We start from the raw sequence: 18482 nt of genomic DNA on the forward strand, positions 1-18482 counted from the left end.
GGAAGATTATTTGAGAAGTTGAGCGAGGTCGGGTGCGGTGTCGTGCAGCGACAGGCGACGATGGCCGTCGCGCCCTGTCACCGACGTAGCACTCCATAGCGCATCGACGATCGCTTGCTCGACGCTGTCCGCGCAGGCACGGAATAGCGGATCGAGGCGTGCGTCGGCGAGCATGGGCGGCAGGGCGACGAAGTCGGATTCGTGCGGCACGGTGTAGGCCGTCGAAAACGCCAACGCGATGTCGCCGCTGCCGTGGCCGTACACCGAACCGGTTCGTGCGAGACCGGCCGCGGCGCGCAATGACAGACGCTTGAGCTGACGAGCGTCGAGCGGTGCATCGGTGGCGACGATCATGATGATCGAGCCTTGCTCGGGTTTCGAGGTGGGCGCTGATGTCGCCGAGGCCGATGAACCCACCGGGATCTCTGTATTCGCCGAAGTCTCCGAGGTCTCCAAGGTCGCCGTGCTAGCGGCGACAGCTTTAGCTGCGCGTTCAGCCAACACACGACCGAGCGGTGTGCCATCGATCGTCAGCATCGGCAGGCGGCCAAAGTTCGCCAGCACAAGCGCGCCAACCGTATAGCCCCGCCCCGCTACCTCAACGACACGCGACGCATTGCCAATTCCGCCTTTCAGATCGAAGCACGACATGCCACGGCCTGCGCCAACCGAACCGCTCGCGACATCAACGCTTGCCGCTTCATATGCCTCAGTGAAATGCCGTTCGCTTACCGCCAAAGCCTGAATATCGTTCAGATATCCATCGTTACATTCGAACACCAGTGGATTGACCGTCGACCATTCGCGTCCGATCTGCGGATTGCCTTGAATAGCCGCGCGAATCTGGGCTTGTGCGACGGCGGCGACGCCAAAGGTATTGGTCAACGCAATGGGCGTTTCCAGCACGCCGAGCTCCTCAACCTGCACGAGCCCGATGCTTTTCCCAAACCCGTTGATCACCGAAGCCGCAGCGGGCACCTTGCTCGCAAAGGGATCGCCGGGATGCGGACGAATCACGGTCACGCCGGTTTGCACCACGCCTTCATCCAGCGTGCAATGTCCGACCGTCACGCCTTCTACGTCGGCAATCGTCCCACGCGGGCCGCTCGGCAACACACCGATATGCGGCGCGCCTTCACCTGCAGTTTCAGCAAAACTCATGGCCGGTCGAGCTTCGGATCGAGCGCATCGCGCAAACCGTCGCCGAGCAGATTGAATGCCAGCACGGTGAGGAAAATTGCCAGACTCGGAAACAGCGCAATATGCGGCGCGGTGACCATATCGGCACGCGCTTCGTTGAGCATCGCGCCCCACTCCGGCATCGGCGGCTGCGCGCCGAGTCCGAGAAACGACAGGCTCGCCGCCGTGATGATCGACGTGCCGATGCGCATCGTGAAGTACACGACGATCGACGAAATCGTCCCCGGCAGAATATGCCGCACGATGATGGTCCAGTCCGATGCACCGATACTACGCGCCGCTTCGATATACGTAAGTTGCTTGAGCATCAGCGTATTGCCGCGCACGAGCCGCGCAAACGCCGGGATACTGAAAATCGCCACCGCGCAGATCACATTGATCATGCCGTTGCCGAGAATCGCGACCACACCGATCGCCAGCAGAATGCCGGGGAAGGCGAACAGCACATCGGCAACACGCATCGTGATGCGATCCCACCAGCCCTCGTAATATCCGGCCAGCAAACCGAAGAACGTCCCGATCACCGCGCCGATCGCCACCGACAGAAAACCGGCCTCGAGCGAAATACGCGAACCCGCCAGAATGCGGCTGAAAATATCGCGCCCCAATGAATCGACGCCGAACCAGTGCGCGGCCGAGGGCCCCGCGTTCAACGCGTCATAGTCGAAAAAATTCTCCGGATCGTACGGCACGATATGCGGCGCGAGAATCGCAACCGCAACCAGCAGCAGCACGAAAATGCCGGCGCCGAGCGCCACATGTTGCTTACGGAATTTGCGCCAGAATTCACTCCAGGGCGTGCGAATCGCGTTTTCTACGAGGGCGGCCTTGGCCGCATTCGCCTCGGTGGCTGAGATGCTCATGCGGGCCTCACTTGAAACGGATGGTCGGATTGATCACGGCGTACAACACGTCCACAACCAGGTTGATGATGATGAATTCGAGCGAGAACAGCAGCACTTCGGCCTGAATCACCGGATAGTCGCGCATCGCCACAGCATCCACCAGCAGGCGTCCAAGCCCCGGCCAGTTGAATACCACTTCGACCACGATCGAACCGCCCAGCAGAAAGCCGAATTGCAGCCCCATCATCGTGATGACGGGAATCATCGCGTTGCGCAGGCAGTGTTTGATGATGACGAGCCGCTCGGGCACGCCCTTGGCGCGTGCAGTGCGCACGAAATCTTCATTCATCACTTCGACGAACGAAGCACGCGTGAAGCGCGCCATCACCGCCGCCACTGCCGCGCCGAGCGTGAGCGACGGCAGCACGTAGCTCTTCCACGACCCGTCGCCGACAATCGGCAGCCAGCCGAGCTTCACTGAAAAGATTTCCATCAGCAGCATGCCGAGTGCGAAGGCGGGAAACGAAATACCCGACACCGCGAGCGTCATGCCGAGCCGGTCCGGCCAACGATTGCGCCACACCGCCGAGACAATGCCGATGCCCATGCCGAGCACCACCGCCCACACCATGCTCGCGAGCGTAAGCAGCAGCGTCGGCATGAAGCGCTCGCCGATTTCCTGGCTGACCGGCCGCTTGCTGCGCGTGGACGTGCCGAAGTCGCCATGCGCGATCTTCAGGAAGAAGTTGGCGAATTGCTGCGGCATCGGCTTATCGAGGCCGAGATCGGCACGCACCAACGCAACGGTCGCCTCATCCGCTTCGGGACCGGCCGCGAGGCGCGCCGGATCGCCGGGCAACAGATGCACGAACAGGAACACCAGCACGGCGACGATGAAGAGCGTCGGCAGCAGGCCAAAGATACGTTTGACGAGGAAGTTCAGCATGAAACCCAATCCGGCAATGATGCGGGCAACGAAAGATCTTTCAGAGCGGTACGCGACCGTCCGGCCCGTGCGTTAGTGAAGAACACACGGCGCCGAACGGTCAGCTCATCACTTGATCGCGATCTCGTCGAAATTGAACGAGCCGTCCGGCGCGACATAAGCGCCCGACAAACGCTTGCTGCGCGCATACACGACCTTCTCCTTGACGAGGAAAATCCACGGCGCGTCGGCCCAGATGCGTTTTTGCGCGTCGGTGTAGAGCGCGGCCTTCTGCGTGCGGTCGGTGGTTTCGAGCGCCTGCTTCAGATCGCTGTCGACGGTGTCGTTCTTGTAGTACGCGGTGTTGACCATCTTCGGCGGGAACGAGACCGAGCCGAGCAGCGGCGTGATCGCCCAGTCCGCTTCACCCGTCGACGACGACCAGCCCGCGTAGTACATCCGCACCGGCGCGGTCGCCGGGTCCTGCGCGCTTTCCACCTTGGCGACGCGCTGACCCGCTTCGAGTGCCTCGACCTGCGCCTTGATGCCGACTTGCGCGAGTTGCTGCTGCACGAACTGAATCACCTTCTGCGCGGTCGAGTAGTTATACGCGGACCACAGCGTCGTTTCGAAACCGTTCGGATAGCCCGCTTCCTTCAGCAACTCACGCGCCTTCGCCGGATCGTACGGCCACGGGCCGAGTTTCACCGCGTAATCCACACCTTGCGGTACCACGCCATCGGCAGGTGTCGCGTAACCGGCGAACGCGACCTTCGTCAGCGCGTCCTTGTTGACCGCGTAGTTCAGCGCTTCACGCACCTTCGGATTGTCGAACGGCTTCTGGTTGATGTTCAGGCTGATATAGCGCTGGATGATCGACGGCGATGCGATCAGATCGACCTTCGGGCTCGACTGCAATTGCGCCGCCTGTTCGAACGGCACCTGGAACGCGAAGTCCGCTTCGCCGGTGCGCATCAACGCAGCACGCGTGTTGTTGTCGACCACCGGTTTCCAGTCGATCGCATCGACCTTCGGGTAACCCTTCTTCCAGTAGCCCGCGAACTTCTTCACGGTCAGATCGCCGGCCGGGTCCCACTTCACCAGTTCGAACGGACCGGTGCCGACCGGATGGAACGCGATGTCCTTGCCGTACTTCTTCAGCGCATCGGGCGAAATCATCACCGCCGACGGATGCGCCAGCACGTTGACGAACGCCGAGAACGGCGCCTTCAGGGTGATCTTCACCGTGTACGGATCGACCACTTCGGTCTTCTCGATACGGTTGAACATGTTGTAGCGCTTGAGCTTGTTCGCCGGATCGGTCACGCGGTCGAAGTTCGCTTTCACTGCCGCGGCGTTGAAGTCGGTGCCGTCCTGGAACTTCACGCCGTGGCGCAGCTTGAACGTGTAGACCTTGGCATCCGGACTCGCTTCGTAGCTGTCGGCCAGCACATTGACCAGCTTCATGTCCTTGTCGAAACCGAACAGGCCTTGATAGAACGACTTGGCGACGGCTTGCGAGAGCGTGTCGTTGGCATCGTACGGATCGAGTGTCGTAAAGGTCGACGCAACGGCCATCACGGCCGTGGTATCGGCGTGCGCCACACTGCCCGCGAGCATCGCGAACACCACCGCGCCGCCGCTGACCAGCGCGCGCAAACGAAACGGAGAAGACGGGACCAGCAGGTTCATGAGGTTGGCTCCAGGCTGCGAATTGAAACAGGGTTATGTGCTGCGAGAGAAAATGGTTTTGCTTCAGGTTTGGTGCTTCTTTCAGGTCTGTTGTGTTCGGGCTTGTGTTCGCCTCTCGTTCTAGTAAGCGCCGCCGACCCGATGCTGAGCCACGAAATGATCCGGTCCGACCGCGATCAGTGGCGCTACGCTCGGCTCGTCGTCCAGCGCGCGGATCGGGCTCGGAATCTCATCGGCGGCGAGCATGCGTTTCGCGTGACGGCGCGCCGGATCCGCAACCGGCACCGCGCCCATCAGCTTCTTCGTGTAAGGATGCTGCGGCGCTTCGAACACCGCGCGGCGCGGACCGATCTCGACGATCTGGCCGAGGTACATCACCGCCACGCGATGGCTAACGCGCTCCACCACCGCCATGTCATGCGAAATGAACAGATACGCAACGCCCAGTTCGCGTTGCAGATCGAGCATCAGGTTGACGATCTGCGCCTGCACGGAGACGTCCAGCGCGGAGACAGATTCATCGGCAATGACAACTTTCGGATTCAATGCCAGAGCGCGTGCAATCGCGATGCGCTGCCGTTGTCCGCCTGAAAATTCGTGCGGATAGCGGCCTGCGGCCTCGCGCGGCAAGCCGACCTTTTCGAGCAGCCACGCAACGCGTGCCTGTGCTTCCGCGCCTTGAGCCACGCCGTGCACGAGCAGCGGTTCCATGATCGAGAAGCCGACCGTCAAGCGCGGATTCAGTGAAGCAAACGGGTCCTGGAAAATAAACTGGATATTGCGGCGAAGCGCTTGCAACGCAGGGCCCGTGAGCGAGCTGATTTCCTTGCCGTCGAATTCGATCGAACCGCTCTGGCTTTCGACGAGACGCAGCAATGAACGGCCCGTTGTCGATTTACCGCAGCCCGACTCGCCGACCAACGCGAGCGTTTCACCCGGCCGCAGATCGAAGCTGACTTTCTCGACCGCATGCACGCGGCCCGTCAAGCGACCGAACAGACCGCTCTTGACCGGAAAGCGCGTGACCAGATCGCGCACGCGCAGAATCGGCGGCGTGCTGTCCTGGACCAACGGTTGGGTTTCTTGTGCGACGGCCGCAGCGGGACGCACGGCCTCATCGGTGCCATTCAAGGCCGCCTGCTCGACGGTCAGAATCGGAAACTTGGCGGGCTGATCAGTGCCCTGCATCGCGCCAAGGCGTGGGACCGCCGCAAGCAAGGCCTTCGTATAAGGATGCGAAGGCGCGGCAAACAGCGTATCCGACGCCCCCTCTTCCACTTTCTCGCCGCGATACATCACCAGCACGCGATCGGCCACCTCGGCCACTACACCCATGTCGTGCGTGATGAAAATCACGCCCATGTTCATCTCGTCCTGCAGGCCGCGAATCAATTGCAGGATCTGCGCCTGGATCGTGACGTCGAGCGCGGTGGTCGGTTCGTCGGCGATTAACAGTGCGGGCTTGCACGACAGCGCCATTGCGATCATCACGCGTTGGCGCATACCGCCGGACAGCTGATGCGGAAAACGTGCGGCCACCCGGCGCGCTTCCGGAATGCGCACGAGTTCGAGCAGACGCAGCGTTTCGGCATGCGCGGCGGAACGGCTCTTCCCTTGATGCAAGGCAATCGCTTCGCTGATCTGATCACCCACCGTAAAGACCGGATTGAGCGACGTCATCGGCTCCTGGAAGATCATCGCGATGTCGGCGCCGCGAATCGAACGCATCGTGCCGGACGACGCTTTCGCGAGGTCGAGCACGCTGCCGTCGCGGCGCCGGAAGGCGATGCTGCCGCCGGCAAGGCGCCCACCGCCATGCTCGATCAGCCGCATCAACGCGAGCGATGTCACCGATTTGCCGGAACCCGATTCGCCGACAATCGCCAGCGTCTCACCACGTTCGACCGTCAGCGAGAGATTGCGCACCGCGTTGACGGTCTTGTCGCCGCTGCGAAATGCGACCGACAGATCGTCGACTGCCAGCACGCGTTGCGGTGGCAAGGTTTCGATAAGCGGACGGGCGGTGTGCGATGAAGTCGGCACGATGGTTCCTTTGGATTCGGACGCGGCTAACGGTGGTTCAAACGAAAACTTATGCGGCAACTCAAGCGGCAAGTTCAGGCGACGGCGCAGCAAGACCGCATCAGCGATAGATCGCCGTCACCGGCGACTCGCCGATTCGCGCGAAACCGCGATACATGCCCTCGGTGTTGAACGGCAACGTGACGTTGCCGCGTGCATCGACGGCGATCAGTCCGCCGCGCCCGTCGATCTTCGGCAAACGGTTCATCACCACGTCGTGCGCCGCTTCTTCGAGCGAGACGTTGCGGTAGGCCATCTGCGCCGCGACGTCGTAGGCAGCCACCATGCGCATGAACATCTCGCCGGAGCCGGTGGTCGAGACCGCGCAGGTTGCGTCGTCTGCATAGCAGCCCGCACCGATCAGCGGCGTGTCGCCGACGCGGCCGACCTGCTTGTTGGTGACGCCGCCCGTCGAAGTCGCAGCGGCCACGTGGCCATGCTGATCGAGCGCAACCGCGCCGACGGTGCCGAACTTGCGATTCGGATCGATCGGCTCGTGCGGTGTGGGATCGTCGTCTTTTGATGCGAGCGTCGCGCCGTCGTGATCGAGCATCGCCCGGTCCTGACCGCGTGCGAGTTGCCATTGGCGATGACGCGCTTCGGTATGGAAATATTCGGGCTCGACGAATTCGAGTCCTTGCGCAGCCGCGAAAGCTTCCGCGCCTTCGCCCGTAAACAGCACGTGTTCACTTCGCTCAAGTACGCGGCGCGCCGCCAGAATCGGATTGCGTACGCGCTTCACGCAGCAGATCGCGCCGGCGTCGAGCGTGCTGCCGTCCATGATGGCCGCGTCGAGTTCATGCGTGCCGGCCGCCGTGTAGACCGCGCCGCGGCCCGCGTTGAAGAGCGGACAGTCTTCGAGCAGACGCACGGCTTCGCTGACGGCGTCGAGCGCGCTGCCGCCATCGGCGAGCACGCGTTGACCCGCGCTCAGCACGGCGTGCAAGGCTGCGTGATAGTCGGTTTCGGCGCTGGCCGACATCGACGCGCGCAGGATCGTGCCTGCCCCGCCGTGAATGGCAATGACTGCGTTGGTGTTCATCTTTTGGCTTTGGTCGTGCGGGTGGTACGGGTAGAAGCGCGCGCGGGTTGCTCAGCAATGCTGGACGGCGCAGCTTGTGGGTCGGCTTGTGGATCGGCTTGTGGGTCGGTCAGCCAGGGCAATACGAATTCGCTGACGCCGGCGGCGGCCTTGACCGAGCGTTGGGCGCGATACGCAACCGCATCGCAAAGTGCCTCGATCACGGCCAGCACAGCGGAATCGGCATTGGCCGCAAGCCGTCGCTCCGAGCGGATATAAAGCGCGATATCCGCGAATTGTGCGAGCGGCGAGCGCGGACCGTCGGTTAGCGCAAGCACACGTGCGCCGCGTCCTGCCGCACGCCGGGAGAGTTCGATGGTGTCTTCGACATAGCGCGGAAACGCAATGCCGATCACCAGATCGCCGTCATCCGCGGTGAACAGGCGACGCGCGGCATGCGAAGGTCCGCCGATCAGCGCGAGCGACTGCACGTTGTCGTGATACGGCATCAGGCCATGCTCCATCAAGCCGGCGAGAAACGCGCTGGCCCCGTAGCCGAGCACGAACACGCGACGCGCAGCGATGATTGCTTCAACCGCGGCTTCGGCTGCAGCGCTATCGATCGCGGTGCGCGTGGAATGGAGATTGGCCGCCGCCTGTTCAAGCAGCGCACCGAGCAGCGCGTCGCCGGAAGCGAGCGACTCCTGCGCGCTACGCAGCCGCTCGACTGGCGCAAGCGTCGCTTCGAAGCCGCGCACGAGCGCTTCGCGAAACTGCGGATAACCGTCGAAGCCGAGCGCGCGGGCGAAGCGATTCGCCGTCGCCACCGACGCACCGACCACGCTCGCCAGTTCGTCGATCCGCATGGTCGCCGCGCGGAACAGATTCGCCAGCACGTATTCGCCCATGCGTCGATGGATCGGCGTGAGGGTTGGCATCGCCGCGGCGATGCGCGCGGCGATGGCCTGCTCGGCAGGGGTCGAAACAACGGACGAGTGATGAATCATGCGAGCAAGGCGGCCTGGTAACTGTCCTCAAAGAAAACATCCTTCGGGATGTCTTTCTTTCAGGGTGTAAGCAAAATGCATGAAAGTATATTTACATAGAAATCTCGTCGAAAAAAATTCATTTTCATTTTTGAGGGTTTTCACGGATGACCCGAGGCGTATCGGCACGCAACGTGGCCGTCCGATGAAAACCAGTTTTCATTGCGCGATCGCGGCGCCCTCCGGAATGTGCGCAAGCCGAGCCGCCGGCGACATGACAATGATCAGCGCCTGCACGAGAAAAGCCGCGGCGGCCGTGACCAGACACGCATCCATCCCCCAACGCGCACTGATCGCCGCACCGAGCAAGGCGCCCAGCGGGCGCGCGCCGTAGGTCGCGGTGCTGTTGAGCGCCGAGACGCGGCCCATCATCCGTTCAGGCGTGATCGCCTGACGCAGCGTGGTGGAGCCGACCACCCACAGAATCGGGCCGGCGCCGAGCAGGAAGAAGCTCAGCATCGCGAGCCAGAACGATGGCGTGACGATCGTCGCCACCATCACGAGCGAGGCAAGCAAACCGCACGACGGTCCGATGATCAGCACGCGGCCAAACGCGAGACGTCGCGCGATGGCGGGTGCCGCGAGTGCGCCGCACACCATGCCGACGCCGTACGCACCGAGCGTCACCCCGACCATCGAGGCGCTCAGCCCCAATCGATGCACGGCGTACGGCACATACACCGCTTGCAGCACGAAGAAACCGAGGTTGAAGAAGATCGCGGTAGCGAGCATCGGACGCAGCAGCGTGTCGCACAGCACGAAGCGCGTACCGTCGCGCAATTCCAGCAGGAAGTGACGCTGGGAAGCGGCTGCTCGCGGCGGTTCGCGCAGCCCCGCGAGCAAGGCGACGGCCAGCGCCGATAACCCGGCCGCGCAGCCATACGCCCATCCCGCGCCGATCCATCCGACCAGCACGCCGCCGAGCGCAGGCCCCGCCGAATACGCGACGCTGCGCGCCAGTTCGAGCCGGCCGTTGGCCTGGGCGTATGCCTCGCGCGGCACGATCGACGGCACCAGTGAAGGCGCGGCGACGTTGTACGCCACTGTGCCGGTGGCCGCAATGAAGCCGAGCGCGGCCAGCAGCGGCAAGCTCAGCGCATGCGTCATCACAAGCAGCAGCACGCACAGCATCGCAACCACGCGCACGCTTTCGGCGAGCGCCATCAACGTGCGGCGTGAGCGGCGATCGGCCCATACGCCGAGCGGAATCGACAACAACAGGAACGGCAGCGTCTGCGCGGTTTGCAGCAGGCCGGTCTCGCGCGCGCCGGCGCCCAACGTGAACACCGCGACGAGCGGCGCGGCGGCGAGGCTGATCTGCTCAGCGGATTGCGCGACCAGGTTCGACCACGCGAGCCGCTGGAATGCGGCCGGCAGACGGATCGCGGATGAAGGCGACGAAGAGGAAGCGGCGTGCATCGATGAACTCCTGCGACGGGATGTGGAAAGACCATCGTCGGCGCTATGACGCTGCGCGGCGCTCCGCTTCTTGCGGTGTTATTCTTCGCTCGCCATGAATCTCGAAAGCATCCTCTTTACTCAAGGTTTCGGCTCGCGCCGCCAATGCCGGTCGCTGATCCGCGACGGCCGCGTGAGCATCGGCGGCTCGGTCTGCGCCGACGCCGACGCCGATTTCCCAACCGGTGACAGCACGTTCTGCTTCAGCGTGGACGGGGCCGTCTGGCCGTATCGCGAGCACGCCTATCTGCTCCTGAACAAGCCCGCCGGCTACGAATGTTCGCGCGATCCGCAACACCATCTGAGCGTGTTCAGCTTGCTGCCGCCGCAATTCGCCGAACGTGGCGTGCAATGCGTGGGCCGCCTCGATCAGGACACGACCGGCCTCCTGCTACTTTCCGACGACGGCAAGTTCGTTCACACGTTCACGTCGCCGAAACGCAAAGTGCCGAAGCTTTACGTCGCGACCACGCGCCATCCGATCGACGACGTTCAATTGCGTGCCTTGCGCGACGGTGTCTTGCTGCACGGCGAGCCGAAACCGATCGTCGCTGTCGACGCCGAGGCGCGCGGCGAGCACACGCTGGCCCTCACCGTGATGGAGGGCAAGTATCACCAGGTCAAGCGGATGATCGCGGCAGCCGGCAACCGTTGCGAAGCGCTGCATCGCGAGCGGATCGGCGGGCTCGCATTGCCCGCGACGCTTGCAGAAGGTGCGTGGCAATGGCTCGACGAAACCGACCTCGGATCTTTACTGAGCGGGTAAACAGGTAGGTCGCCTTTAGAGCCTTGATGCGTCAGAAGAATCGTGTGCGCCCCCGCACAGAGGCCCTGGCGGACACCCGATTACTCGCTGCATCGCAGCATGATCTTCCTTACAACTCCCTCTATACTCGTTTAAACAAAGACTACAAAGGTCTCAGGGAGGGGCGCCATGGTCATCCACGACACGATTCAAATTTCGTCCGCGATGATTGCTTTCACATGTCTCGGGCTGGTTCTGGTCGGCGGACTGCTGGTCACGATGCGGCTGCGGCACAAATATCATCCGAACCTGATCGGCGCACTGATTGGCGCAATGCTGTGCTTCCTGTTGCTGGAGGCGTTACCGGCGCTAACCTAACGTAAGCTGGCGATGCTGGGCGTCGCCCACGCGAGTGACATCTGACCGGGCTATGCTTGGCGAGGCGAGCATTTGCGCTCGGCCGAATACCTTGAAAACGCGCCGCCTGCCGGCGCGTTTTTTAATTTTCACGTTGCGCGAAAAAATCCTCGACACTCGGATACCGCAAGCGCACGCGCAACTCGTCTTTGAGGCGCCGGTTGACGAGACGCCTCGATTCACGCATGAACGACAGCAGCGTCGGTTCGATCTGCTGCTCCGCCTCCGCGCGCGTGATGCGCGGCGCGCGCTCAAGGCCGAACGCATCGGCCACCACATCGAAGTACTCGCCCATTTTCAGCGACGTATCGTCGGACGCGTGAATCGCGCGCCCCGGCCGCCCATGCGTGGCAAGACGCACCAGGATCGCGGCGAGGTCGTCGGCGTGGATATGGTTGGTGTAGACGTCGTCGGCGTCGATCAAGGCCGGCGTGCGTTTTTCCAGCCGCGCGAGCGGCAGACGGTTGCGCGCGTAGATGCCAGGAATCCGCGCGATGCTCGCGGCGATCGCGCCTCGCGCGGTGGCGCGCCGCAATTGCCGCTCGGCCGACACGCGGCGTTTGGCACGCGCATTGGCCGGCTGCGACGCGCGCGTCTCGTCGATCCACGCGCCGCCGCAATCGCCGTAGACACCCGTCGTGCTCGCGTACACCAACTTCACAGGCGCCTGCAGAGCGGCGGTCCAGCGCACCCTGTCGGGTACAATATTGGCTGCTTCAGATTCCGCCCACGAGGCATTGAGGTTGCGCAACCCGCGACGCAGCCGCCCGACCGGCGCCACCGCGCCGCGCGCGGCACGCAGCGCCCGATCGCGGCGCGCGCTCAGCGTGGCGAGCAAGGCACGGGTACGGCGGTCGTCGTCGCCGGTCTTTTGCGGCGGCGCGAGATGCAGCACTGTCGGCGCGAGGCCGGCAAGCCGTTTCAGGCTGCGGCGCACGTCGAGGTCACCGACCAGCGGCGTCACGCCAGCAGCGCGCAATTCGGCGCTGCGCCCGGCGTGGCTGGTGAGCGCGAAGACATGCGCGCGTGGCCGCAACAAGGGCACGCAGCGCATGCCGACGTCACCGCAGCCAACAATCAACACGCGCGGCCGGCGTAAATTTCGTATCGCTTTCATGGTGGACGCATTGTAGCCGTCAAGCGCGGCAGGTACCGCATAGCTGAACCAGCGGGTCCGATAACGATTACCGACTTTTCGATTTCGAACACTCTATATGGCATTTAACGTCACGCTCCGGCAAAGCGGCCGGCAGTTTCAGGTAGAACAGGACGAACCCGTCCTCATCGCCGCGCTGCGGCAAGGCATCGGCCTGCCGTACGGCTGCAAGAACGGCGCCTGCGGCTCCTGCAAAGGCACCGTGGTCAGCGGTCAGATCGAACAGCGCCAGCATTCGTCGTCGGCCTTGTCGAACGACGAAAAGACGCGCGGCATGGCGCTCTTCTGCTGCGCGACGGCCTGCTCCGATCTCGAAGTGGATATTCGCGAAGTGGCCGGCGTGGGCGACGTGCAGGTCAAGAAACTACCGTGCCGTGTGAGCGCAGTCGAACGCAAAGCCGACGACATTGTCGTGCTGAAGCTGCAATTGCCCGCTAACGAACGTCTGCAATATCTGGCCGGCCAGTACCTCGAATTCATCCTGAAGGACGGCAAGCGCCGCAGCTATTCGATGGCGAGCGCACCGCACACGGAAGGCCCGATCGAATTGCACATCCGTCATATGCCCGGCGGCGCGTTCACCGATCACGTCTTCAATACCATGAAGGAGCGCGACATCCTGCGCTTCGAAGCACCGCTCGGCACCTTCTTCCTGCGTGAAGATTCGGACAAGCCGATCGTGCTGCTAGCCTCGGGCACCGGCTTCGCGCCGCTGAAGGCGATCGTCGAACATGCGGTGTTCAAGAATCTGAACCGGCCCATGACGCTTTACTGGGGCGCGCGCCGCAAGAAGGACCTGTACCTGCTCGAGCTCGCCGAGCAATGGGCTCGCGAGATTCCGAACTTCAAGTTCGTGCCGGTGCTGTCTGAACCGGACGCGAGCGATGCGTGGACGGGCCGCGTCGGCTTCGTGCATCGCGCGGTGATCGAGGATTTGCCGGATCTGTCGCCGTACCAGGTGTACGCGTGCGGCGCGCCGGTGATGGTCGAGTCGGCACAGCGCGATTTCACCCAGCATCATGGGCTGCCGGAAGATGAGTTCTACGCGGACTCCTTCACGAGCGCAGCGGATCTGGCGAACGCGGTTTGAGAGAGTGCGTAGCATCGGCGCATGCGCGTCGATGCTCACGAAGCGGAGTTCTGGAAGCGCGGCTATGCAAATGGTCGCGCTTTTCGCATGTAGGGTGCGCGCCTATGAAGGCGTCGATTCTGAACTGCAACGCGTGCGCCTGATTTTCTAGCGCCGTATGCTCCGGCCGGAGCATTTTGTGCAAAGGCGTGCATCCATCGCTGCCGGCTGCACCCAGATGCGAAACGACAAAACCGACCGCGGTCAGCGTATCGAACAGCCTGCGGCCATACACCGGCTCATGGTGCGCGACGCGATTACGCGTTTGATAGATGTGCTCCAATTGAGTGGCGACCACCGATCGATCGACTCGCTTGTCCGGGAAAATGCGCTTGAGCGACGATTTCCACAACGTCTGTTCGTAGTCGTTGGAAAACAGTCTCTTCCAGAAGTACATCGTGAGTTGGGTGATAACTTGCCCGCTTCGAACTGGGATTGTCTTTTGCCGCGCGTCGAGTCTGAACTCCTGACGCAACCCCGGCGGCACGCCACGACGGAACGCCACTTCATCGAGAGCGCGTTTGTCGAACGCGTTCAATTTGGTGTAGACGGCGCGCTGCGCACTGCGAACTGCCGCCTCGATCTTGCCGCGCTCCTCGTCCTTCCATGCAAAAGGCGCCGGTGGCCGACGCAGCCAACTTTCAACGCCGAAATACTCGGTCAGTTTGTCGCACACGGCGTTGCGCAGTGCGATTTCGACCACTGCGGTAACGCTCATCAGTGCGCCGGCAAGTTGCAACATCTCCTGATGAAGAGCGACGGCTGCGCGAGTGTTGCCTGCCATTGCCTGAAACGTGCCGAGGCGTTCGCCCGAAAGCAGCGTGGCAACTGCAGTAATTTCCTCATCTGTCAGGTGCTTCATTGACCTATGGCTCCTGTGCTTTTAGAATTGCTGGCGATAAGTCGGGATCAGTGTCGGCAGCTATCTTCGGGTGGGCGGACCCCCGGCTTCCTGATTAAAAAATGGGCGCGCTCTGGAGCGCCCATTTGCATTTCTGGCGGCCGTTTGTATCGGTTTATACCGGCTTGCTCCGCCCTGCCGGACAGCCGCTTGACAGTCGATGTCACATTTTAGTCAGCCACACATCTCATAATCGGCGTACAACCTGAACTTCCGCTGCGGACAAAAAATATCCGTCCAATGCAAATTCATGGTTTACACCAGCGCTTTCCTTGTCGTATTCTTTCGCGCATGAACCGCATCCAGTCCGAACTCCGACGTCGCCGCTCGCCGCTCCCTTAGGGGCGCCGCTGGCTTCGTCACGGATTCGCGCCGCACACGGGCGCAAGCAGTTCGAATCATGAAAGCCACGGCATGCCGTGGCTTTTTTGTTTGCTTTTTGCTGTCACCGGCCGCTGCTTCATTTGAGGCCAACCGTTCATTAACCCTTCACCCCGCTGTCTGGAGCCTGCCGTTATGAATTTCAATGAGTACCCGATCGAGTCGCTGATGTACATCACGAACCGGCCCGAAATCGTTTTCACGCACGGCAAGGGCTCGTGGCTCTACGACAATAACGGCAAGCGATATCTGGACTTCATCCAGGGCTGGGCGGTCAACAGCCTCGGCCATTGCAACGACGGCATGATCGAAGCGCTGAACACGCAATCGAAGCTGCTGCTGAATCCGTCGCCGGCCTTCTACAACGAGCCGATGGCGAGGCTCGCCGGCTTGCTCACCCAGCACAGCTGCTTCGACAAGGTGTTCTTCGCGAACAGCGGCGCCGAAGCGAACGAAGGCGCAATCAAGCTCGCGCGCAAGTGGGGCAAGAAGTTCAAGGACGGCGCGTTCGAAATCATCACGTTCGATCACAGTTTCCACGGCCGCACGCTCGCCACCATGTCGGCAAGCGGCAAGCCGGGTTGGGACACGATCTACGCACCGCAAGTGCCGGGCTTTCCGAAGGCGGATCTGAACGACATCGCATCGGTCGAAAAGCTGATCAATGCGAAGACCGTCGCGGTGATGCTGGAGCCGATTCAGGGCGAAGGCGGCGTGATTCCCGCCACGCGCGAGTTCATGCAACAACTGCGCGCGTTGACCAGGCAGCACAATCTGCTGCTGATCGTCGACGAAGTGCAAAGCGGTTGCGGCCGCGCCGGCACCTTGTTCGCGTATGAACTGTCGGACATCGAACCGGACATCATGACGCTCGGCAAGGGCATCGGCGGCGGCGTGCCGCTCGCAGCGCTACTCGCCAAAGCCGAAATCGCCGTGTTCGAAGCGGGCGACCAGGGCGGTACGTACAACGGCAATCCGCTGATGACCGCGGTCGGCTACTCGGTGATCTCGCAACTGATCGCGCCCGGCTTCCTCGAAGGCGTGCGTGCGCGTGGCGAATATCTGCGCGCCAAGTTGCTCGAACTGTCGGAAGAACGTGGCTTCGAAGGCGAACGCGGTGAAGGTCTGCTGCGCGCCCTGCTGCTCGGCAAGGACATCGGCAACGAGATTGTCGAGAAGGCGCGCTTGATGCAACCCGACGGCGTGCTGTTGAACGCAGCGCGTCCGAACCTGCTGCGCTTCATGCCGGCGCTGAACGTCACGAACGAAGAAATCGACCAGATGATGGCGATGCTGCGTTCAGTTCTCGACACGCTGTAATCACCCAGGAAAGCGCGTATGACGACGACCGAAACGTTATCGATCCGCCGCTTCGAAGCGAGCGACACCGATGCCGTGGTCGCGCTATGGCAGCAAGCGTTCCCGGAGTACCGGGACGTAACACGGCCGCAGCGCAACCCGCATCTGTCGATCGCGAACAAGCTGGCGACGCAACCGGAACTGTTCTTTGTCGCGATGTTCGGCGAGCGTATCGTCGGCACGGTGATGGGGGGCTACGACGGGCACCGAGGCTGGTTGTATTCGCTCGCGGTGGATGAATCGCTGCGTCGTCACGGTATCGGCACACGTCTGGTCGCGCATGTCGAAAACGCGTTGACCGAACGCGGCTGCCCGAAACTGAATTTGCAGGTGCTGTCCGCGAAGGCCGACGTACGCGCATTCTACGAAGCGCTCGGTTATCGCGCGGATGCGGTGATCAGTCTCGGTAAACGTCTGGGCGAACTGGCGGATGCGCCGGCGGCTTAGGCGCGGGCAAACGCTCGAATAGAAAAAGGCCGCATGCGCGATTGAAGCGCATGCGGCCTTTTTTGCGGCTCGGGCAAACCTGGTCCAGGTTATTCACCCGGCTCATTTGCCCAGCTTAGTCACCTGGCTTATTTACACACCTTATTCACCCAGATACGCAGCCCGCACCTTCGGATCATCCAGCATCTGCTTTGCGTCGCCGGACATGGTCACCAGACCCGAGTCCATCACGTAGCCACGGTTCGCCGCCTGCAACGCGAGACGTGCGTTCTGCTCCACCAGCAGCACGGTCATGCCTTCAGCCGAAATCGCCCGCACCACTTCGAAGATCTTCTCGACCATGATCGGCGAGAGACCCATCGACGGCTCATCCAGCAACAACAGTTTCGGCTTGCTGATGATCGCGCGCGCCATGGCCAGCATTTGCTGTTCGCCACCCGAAAGCGTGCCCGCGTATTGCGTGGCCCGTTCCTTCAGGCGCGGGAAGAAGCCGAACATACGATCGACGTCCGCCTTGATGGCATCCGTGTCGGTACGCAGATAAGCACCCATCTGCATGTTCTCGACAATCGACATGCGCGAGAAGATGCCACGGCCTTCCGGCACCATCGCGAGACCGCGCTTGAGCAGTTCGTGCGCCGGGATGCCTTTGATCGACTGACCCATGTACTCGATGTCGCCCGCCGAGTACGGCTTCAGACCCGTGATCGCCTTCATCGTCGTGGTCTTGCCCGCGCCGTTCGCGCCGATCAGCGTGACCAGTTCGCCCTGCGCAACTTCGAGGTCGATACCCTTGACTGCCTGGATGCCGCCGTAATTGACCTGCAGGCCCTTGATTTTCAACATTGCTTGCGTTGTGGACATCAGTGGACTCCCGCACCCAGATAAGCTTCGATCACCTTCGGATCCTTCTGCACGTCTGACGGCAGACCTTGCGCAATCACCTTGCCGTAGTCGAGCACCGTCATCTGGTTGCACAGACCCATCACGAGCTTCACGTCGTGCTCGATCAGCAGGATCGTCTTGCCGTCGCTGCGGATCTTGTCGAGCAGCTTGGTCAGCTCGACTTTTTCCGTTGCGTTCATGCCGGCAGCCGGCTCATCGAGTGCGAGCAGCTTCGGATCCGTTGCCAGTGCACGCGCGATTTCCAGACGGCGCTGGTGGCCGTACGACAGGTTGCGCGACGTGTAGTCCGCGTACTGCGCAATGCCGACGTACTCCAGCAGTTCGATCGCACGCTCCTTGATCTCGCGCTCTTCCTTGCGCTCGGACGGCGTCTGGAACACCGCGCCCAGCAGGCCATGCTTGGTGCGCACGTGACGTCCGACCATCACGTTTTCCAGCGCGGTCATGCCGCCGAACAGACGGATGTTCTGGAACGTGCGTGCAATGCCCGCCTTCGCCACCTGGTACACCGCAGTCGGCGTGTATTCCGAGCCGTCGAGCTTGAACTCGCCCGAATCCGGCGTGTACAGGCCCGTGATCACGTTGAAGAAGGTCGTCTTGCCGGCGCCGTTCGGGCCGATCAGGCCATAAATCTGGCCCGACTTGATCTGCAGGCCGACGTCGGACAATGCCTGCAGGCCGCCGAAGCGTTTGTTCACGCCTTTCACCGACAGACGGATCTGGTCGCTACCCACGCTGTTGTTTACGTTATCGCTCATATGATTTCTCCAAC

Annotated in this window: 17 protein-coding genes; 5 read left to right on the top strand and 12 right to left on the bottom strand. The window is 62.3% G+C overall.

The genetic code is table 11. The annotated features are described in order from the left end of the window. Window positions 1-6: 6 nt before the first annotated feature. From ACOSV0_RS15935 to ACOSV0_RS15970, 8 genes are all read right to left on the bottom strand, one after another. The gene (locus tag ACOSV0_RS15935; protein ID WP_434107105.1) at window positions 7-1161 is read right to left on the bottom strand and encodes a P1 family peptidase; all 1155 of its coding nucleotides are present in this window, start codon (window positions 1159-1161) and stop codon (window positions 7-9) included. Beyond that, window positions 1158-2063: a glutathione ABC transporter permease GsiD gene (gene gsiD / locus ACOSV0_RS15940; RefSeq protein WP_054037373.1), complete on the bottom strand. Its 906-nt coding sequence runs from the start codon at window positions 2061-2063 to the stop codon at window positions 1158-1160. Before gsiD ends, ACOSV0_RS15935 begins: the two co-directional genes overlap by 4 nt. Window positions 2064-2070: 7 nt before the next feature. Further along, entirely contained in the window at window positions 2071-2991 is a 921-nt protein-coding gene (gsiC, locus tag ACOSV0_RS15945) for a glutathione ABC transporter permease GsiC (RefSeq protein ID WP_434107106.1), read from the bottom strand. Between the two features lie 108 nt (window positions 2992-3099). Continuing rightward, window positions 3100-4662 (bottom strand): glutathione ABC transporter substrate-binding protein GsiB, encoded by a 1563-nt coding sequence (gene gsiB / locus ACOSV0_RS15950; RefSeq protein WP_434107107.1) that lies wholly within the window; start codon window positions 4660-4662, stop codon window positions 3100-3102. Between the two features lie 120 nt (window positions 4663-4782). After that, window positions 4783-6705, bottom strand: coding sequence for a dipeptide ABC transporter ATP-binding protein (locus ACOSV0_RS15955; protein ID WP_434107108.1), 1923 nt, complete (start codon window positions 6703-6705; stop codon window positions 4783-4785). Window positions 6706-6805: 100 nt separating this feature from the next. Next, window positions 6806-7786 carry an isoaspartyl peptidase/L-asparaginase family protein gene (locus tag ACOSV0_RS15960; protein WP_434107109.1) on the bottom strand — a complete coding sequence of 327 codons (981 nt, stop codon included), beginning with the start codon at window positions 7784-7786 and terminating at the stop codon, window positions 6806-6808. Beyond that, window positions 7783-8772, bottom strand: coding sequence for a MurR/RpiR family transcriptional regulator (locus ACOSV0_RS15965; protein WP_434107110.1), 990 nt, complete (start codon window positions 8770-8772; stop codon window positions 7783-7785). Before ACOSV0_RS15965 ends, ACOSV0_RS15960 begins: the two co-directional genes overlap by 4 nt. A 198-nt stretch (window positions 8773-8970) precedes the next feature. Further along, entirely contained in the window at window positions 8971-10230 is a 1260-nt protein-coding gene (locus ACOSV0_RS15970; protein WP_434107111.1) for an MFS transporter, read from the bottom strand. Window positions 10231-10324: 94 nt separating this feature from the next. On the opposite strand from ACOSV0_RS15970, the gene ACOSV0_RS15975 reads away from it, so the two are divergent. Together ACOSV0_RS15975 and ACOSV0_RS15980 are read left to right on the top strand one after the other, a co-directional pair. Further along, entirely contained in the window at window positions 10325-11035 is a 711-nt protein-coding gene (locus tag ACOSV0_RS15975) for a pseudouridine synthase (RefSeq protein WP_434107112.1), read from the top strand. Between the two features lie 168 nt (window positions 11036-11203). Further along, window positions 11204-11392: a hypothetical protein gene (locus tag ACOSV0_RS15980; RefSeq protein ID WP_434107113.1), complete on the top strand. Its 189-nt coding sequence runs from the start codon at window positions 11204-11206 to the stop codon at window positions 11390-11392. A gap of 121 nt (window positions 11393-11513) precedes the next feature. Here ACOSV0_RS15980 and ACOSV0_RS15985 read toward each other — a convergent pair whose 3' ends face one another. Next, window positions 11514-12548, bottom strand: a complete 1035-nt coding sequence (locus ACOSV0_RS15985) for an NAD-dependent epimerase/dehydratase family protein (protein ID WP_434107114.1) — start codon at window positions 12546-12548, stop codon at window positions 11514-11516. Window positions 12549-12645: 97 nt separating this feature from the next. On the opposite strand from ACOSV0_RS15985, the gene ACOSV0_RS15990 reads away from it, so the two are divergent. Continuing rightward, the gene (locus ACOSV0_RS15990) at window positions 12646-13677 is read left to right on the top strand and encodes a CDP-6-deoxy-delta-3,4-glucoseen reductase (protein WP_434107115.1); all 1032 of its coding nucleotides are present in this window, start codon (window positions 12646-12648) and stop codon (window positions 13675-13677) included. Here the strand turns inward: ACOSV0_RS15990 and ACOSV0_RS15995 are convergent. Further along, window positions 13643-14578: a hypothetical protein gene (locus tag ACOSV0_RS15995; protein WP_434107116.1), complete on the bottom strand. Its 936-nt coding sequence runs from the start codon at window positions 14576-14578 to the stop codon at window positions 13643-13645. The two genes, ACOSV0_RS15990 and ACOSV0_RS15995, sit on opposite strands and share 35 nt — an antisense overlap. A 555-nt stretch (window positions 14579-15133) precedes the next feature. Here ACOSV0_RS15995 and ACOSV0_RS16000 point away from each other — a divergent pair. Both ACOSV0_RS16000 and ACOSV0_RS16005 read left to right on the top strand, forming a co-directional pair. After that, window positions 15134-16318 carry an acetylornithine transaminase gene (locus ACOSV0_RS16000; RefSeq protein ID WP_434107117.1) on the top strand — a complete coding sequence of 395 codons (1185 nt, stop codon included), beginning with the start codon at window positions 15134-15136 and terminating at the stop codon, window positions 16316-16318. A gap of 18 nt (window positions 16319-16336) precedes the next feature. Beyond that, window positions 16337-16804 (top strand): GNAT family acetyltransferase, encoded by a 468-nt coding sequence (locus tag ACOSV0_RS16005; protein WP_434107118.1) that lies wholly within the window; start codon window positions 16337-16339, stop codon window positions 16802-16804. A 141-nt stretch (window positions 16805-16945) separates the two neighbouring features. Here ACOSV0_RS16005 and ACOSV0_RS16010 read toward each other — a convergent pair whose 3' ends face one another. Both ACOSV0_RS16010 and ACOSV0_RS16015 read right to left on the bottom strand, forming a co-directional pair. Further along, the gene (locus tag ACOSV0_RS16010) at window positions 16946-17650 is read right to left on the bottom strand and encodes an ABC transporter ATP-binding protein (RefSeq protein ID WP_434110311.1); all 705 of its coding nucleotides are present in this window, start codon (window positions 17648-17650) and stop codon (window positions 16946-16948) included. Window positions 17651-17667: 17 nt separating this feature from the next. Then, entirely contained in the window at window positions 17668-18468 is an 801-nt protein-coding gene (locus ACOSV0_RS16015) for an ABC transporter ATP-binding protein (protein WP_434107119.1), read from the bottom strand. Between the last annotated feature and the right edge of the window lie 14 nt (window positions 18469-18482).

The sequence above is a fragment of the Paraburkholderia caffeinilytica genome (assembly GCF_051027425.1).
In the GTDB taxonomy this organism is placed as follows: domain Bacteria; phylum Pseudomonadota; class Gammaproteobacteria; order Burkholderiales; family Burkholderiaceae; genus Paraburkholderia; species Paraburkholderia caffeinilytica_A.

What these genes read in the sequence shown, in the direction of transcription:
- ACOSV0_RS15995 (WP_434107116.1), bottom strand. Translation starts at nt 14,578, where the DNA reads ATGAAGCACCTGACAGATGAGGAAATTACTGCAGTTGCCACGCTGCTT.
- ACOSV0_RS15935 (WP_434107105.1), bottom strand. Translation starts at nt 1,161, where the DNA reads ATGAGTTTTGCTGAAACTGCAGGTGAAGGCGCGCCGCATATCGGTGTG.
- ACOSV0_RS15970 (WP_434107111.1), bottom strand. Translation starts at nt 10,230, where the DNA reads ATGCACGCCGCTTCCTCTTCGTCGCCTTCATCCGCGATCCGTCTGCCG.
- ACOSV0_RS16000 (WP_434107117.1), top strand. Translation starts at nt 15,134, where the DNA reads ATGAATTTCAATGAGTACCCGATCGAGTCGCTGATGTACATCACGAAC.
- gsiD (WP_054037373.1), bottom strand. Translation starts at nt 2,063, where the DNA reads ATGAGCATCTCAGCCACCGAGGCGAATGCGGCCAAGGCCGCCCTCGTA.
- ACOSV0_RS16005 (WP_434107118.1), top strand. Translation starts at nt 16,337, where the DNA reads ATGACGACGACCGAAACGTTATCGATCCGCCGCTTCGAAGCGAGCGAC.
- ACOSV0_RS16015 (WP_434107119.1), bottom strand. Translation starts at nt 18,468, where the DNA reads ATGAGCGATAACGTAAACAACAGCGTGGGTAGCGACCAGATCCGTCTG.
- ACOSV0_RS15990 (WP_434107115.1), top strand. Translation starts at nt 12,646, where the DNA reads ATGGCATTTAACGTCACGCTCCGGCAAAGCGGCCGGCAGTTTCAGGTA.
- ACOSV0_RS15985 (WP_434107114.1), bottom strand. Translation starts at nt 12,548, where the DNA reads ATGAAAGCGATACGAAATTTACGCCGGCCGCGCGTGTTGATTGTTGGC.
- gsiB (WP_434107107.1), bottom strand. Translation starts at nt 4,662, where the DNA reads ATGAACCTGCTGGTCCCGTCTTCTCCGTTTCGTTTGCGCGCGCTGGTC.
- ACOSV0_RS15975 (WP_434107112.1), top strand. Translation starts at nt 10,325, where the DNA reads ATGAATCTCGAAAGCATCCTCTTTACTCAAGGTTTCGGCTCGCGCCGC.
- ACOSV0_RS15980 (WP_434107113.1), top strand. Translation starts at nt 11,204, where the DNA reads ATGGTCATCCACGACACGATTCAAATTTCGTCCGCGATGATTGCTTTC.
- ACOSV0_RS15965 (WP_434107110.1), bottom strand. Translation starts at nt 8,772, where the DNA reads ATGATTCATCACTCGTCCGTTGTTTCGACCCCTGCCGAGCAGGCCATC.
- ACOSV0_RS16010 (WP_434110311.1), bottom strand. Translation starts at nt 17,650, where the DNA reads ATGTTGAAAATCAAGGGCCTGCAGGTCAATTACGGCGGCATCCAGGCA.
- ACOSV0_RS15960 (WP_434107109.1), bottom strand. Translation starts at nt 7,786, where the DNA reads ATGAACACCAACGCAGTCATTGCCATTCACGGCGGGGCAGGCACGATC.
- gsiC (WP_434107106.1), bottom strand. Translation starts at nt 2,991, where the DNA reads ATGCTGAACTTCCTCGTCAAACGTATCTTTGGCCTGCTGCCGACGCTC.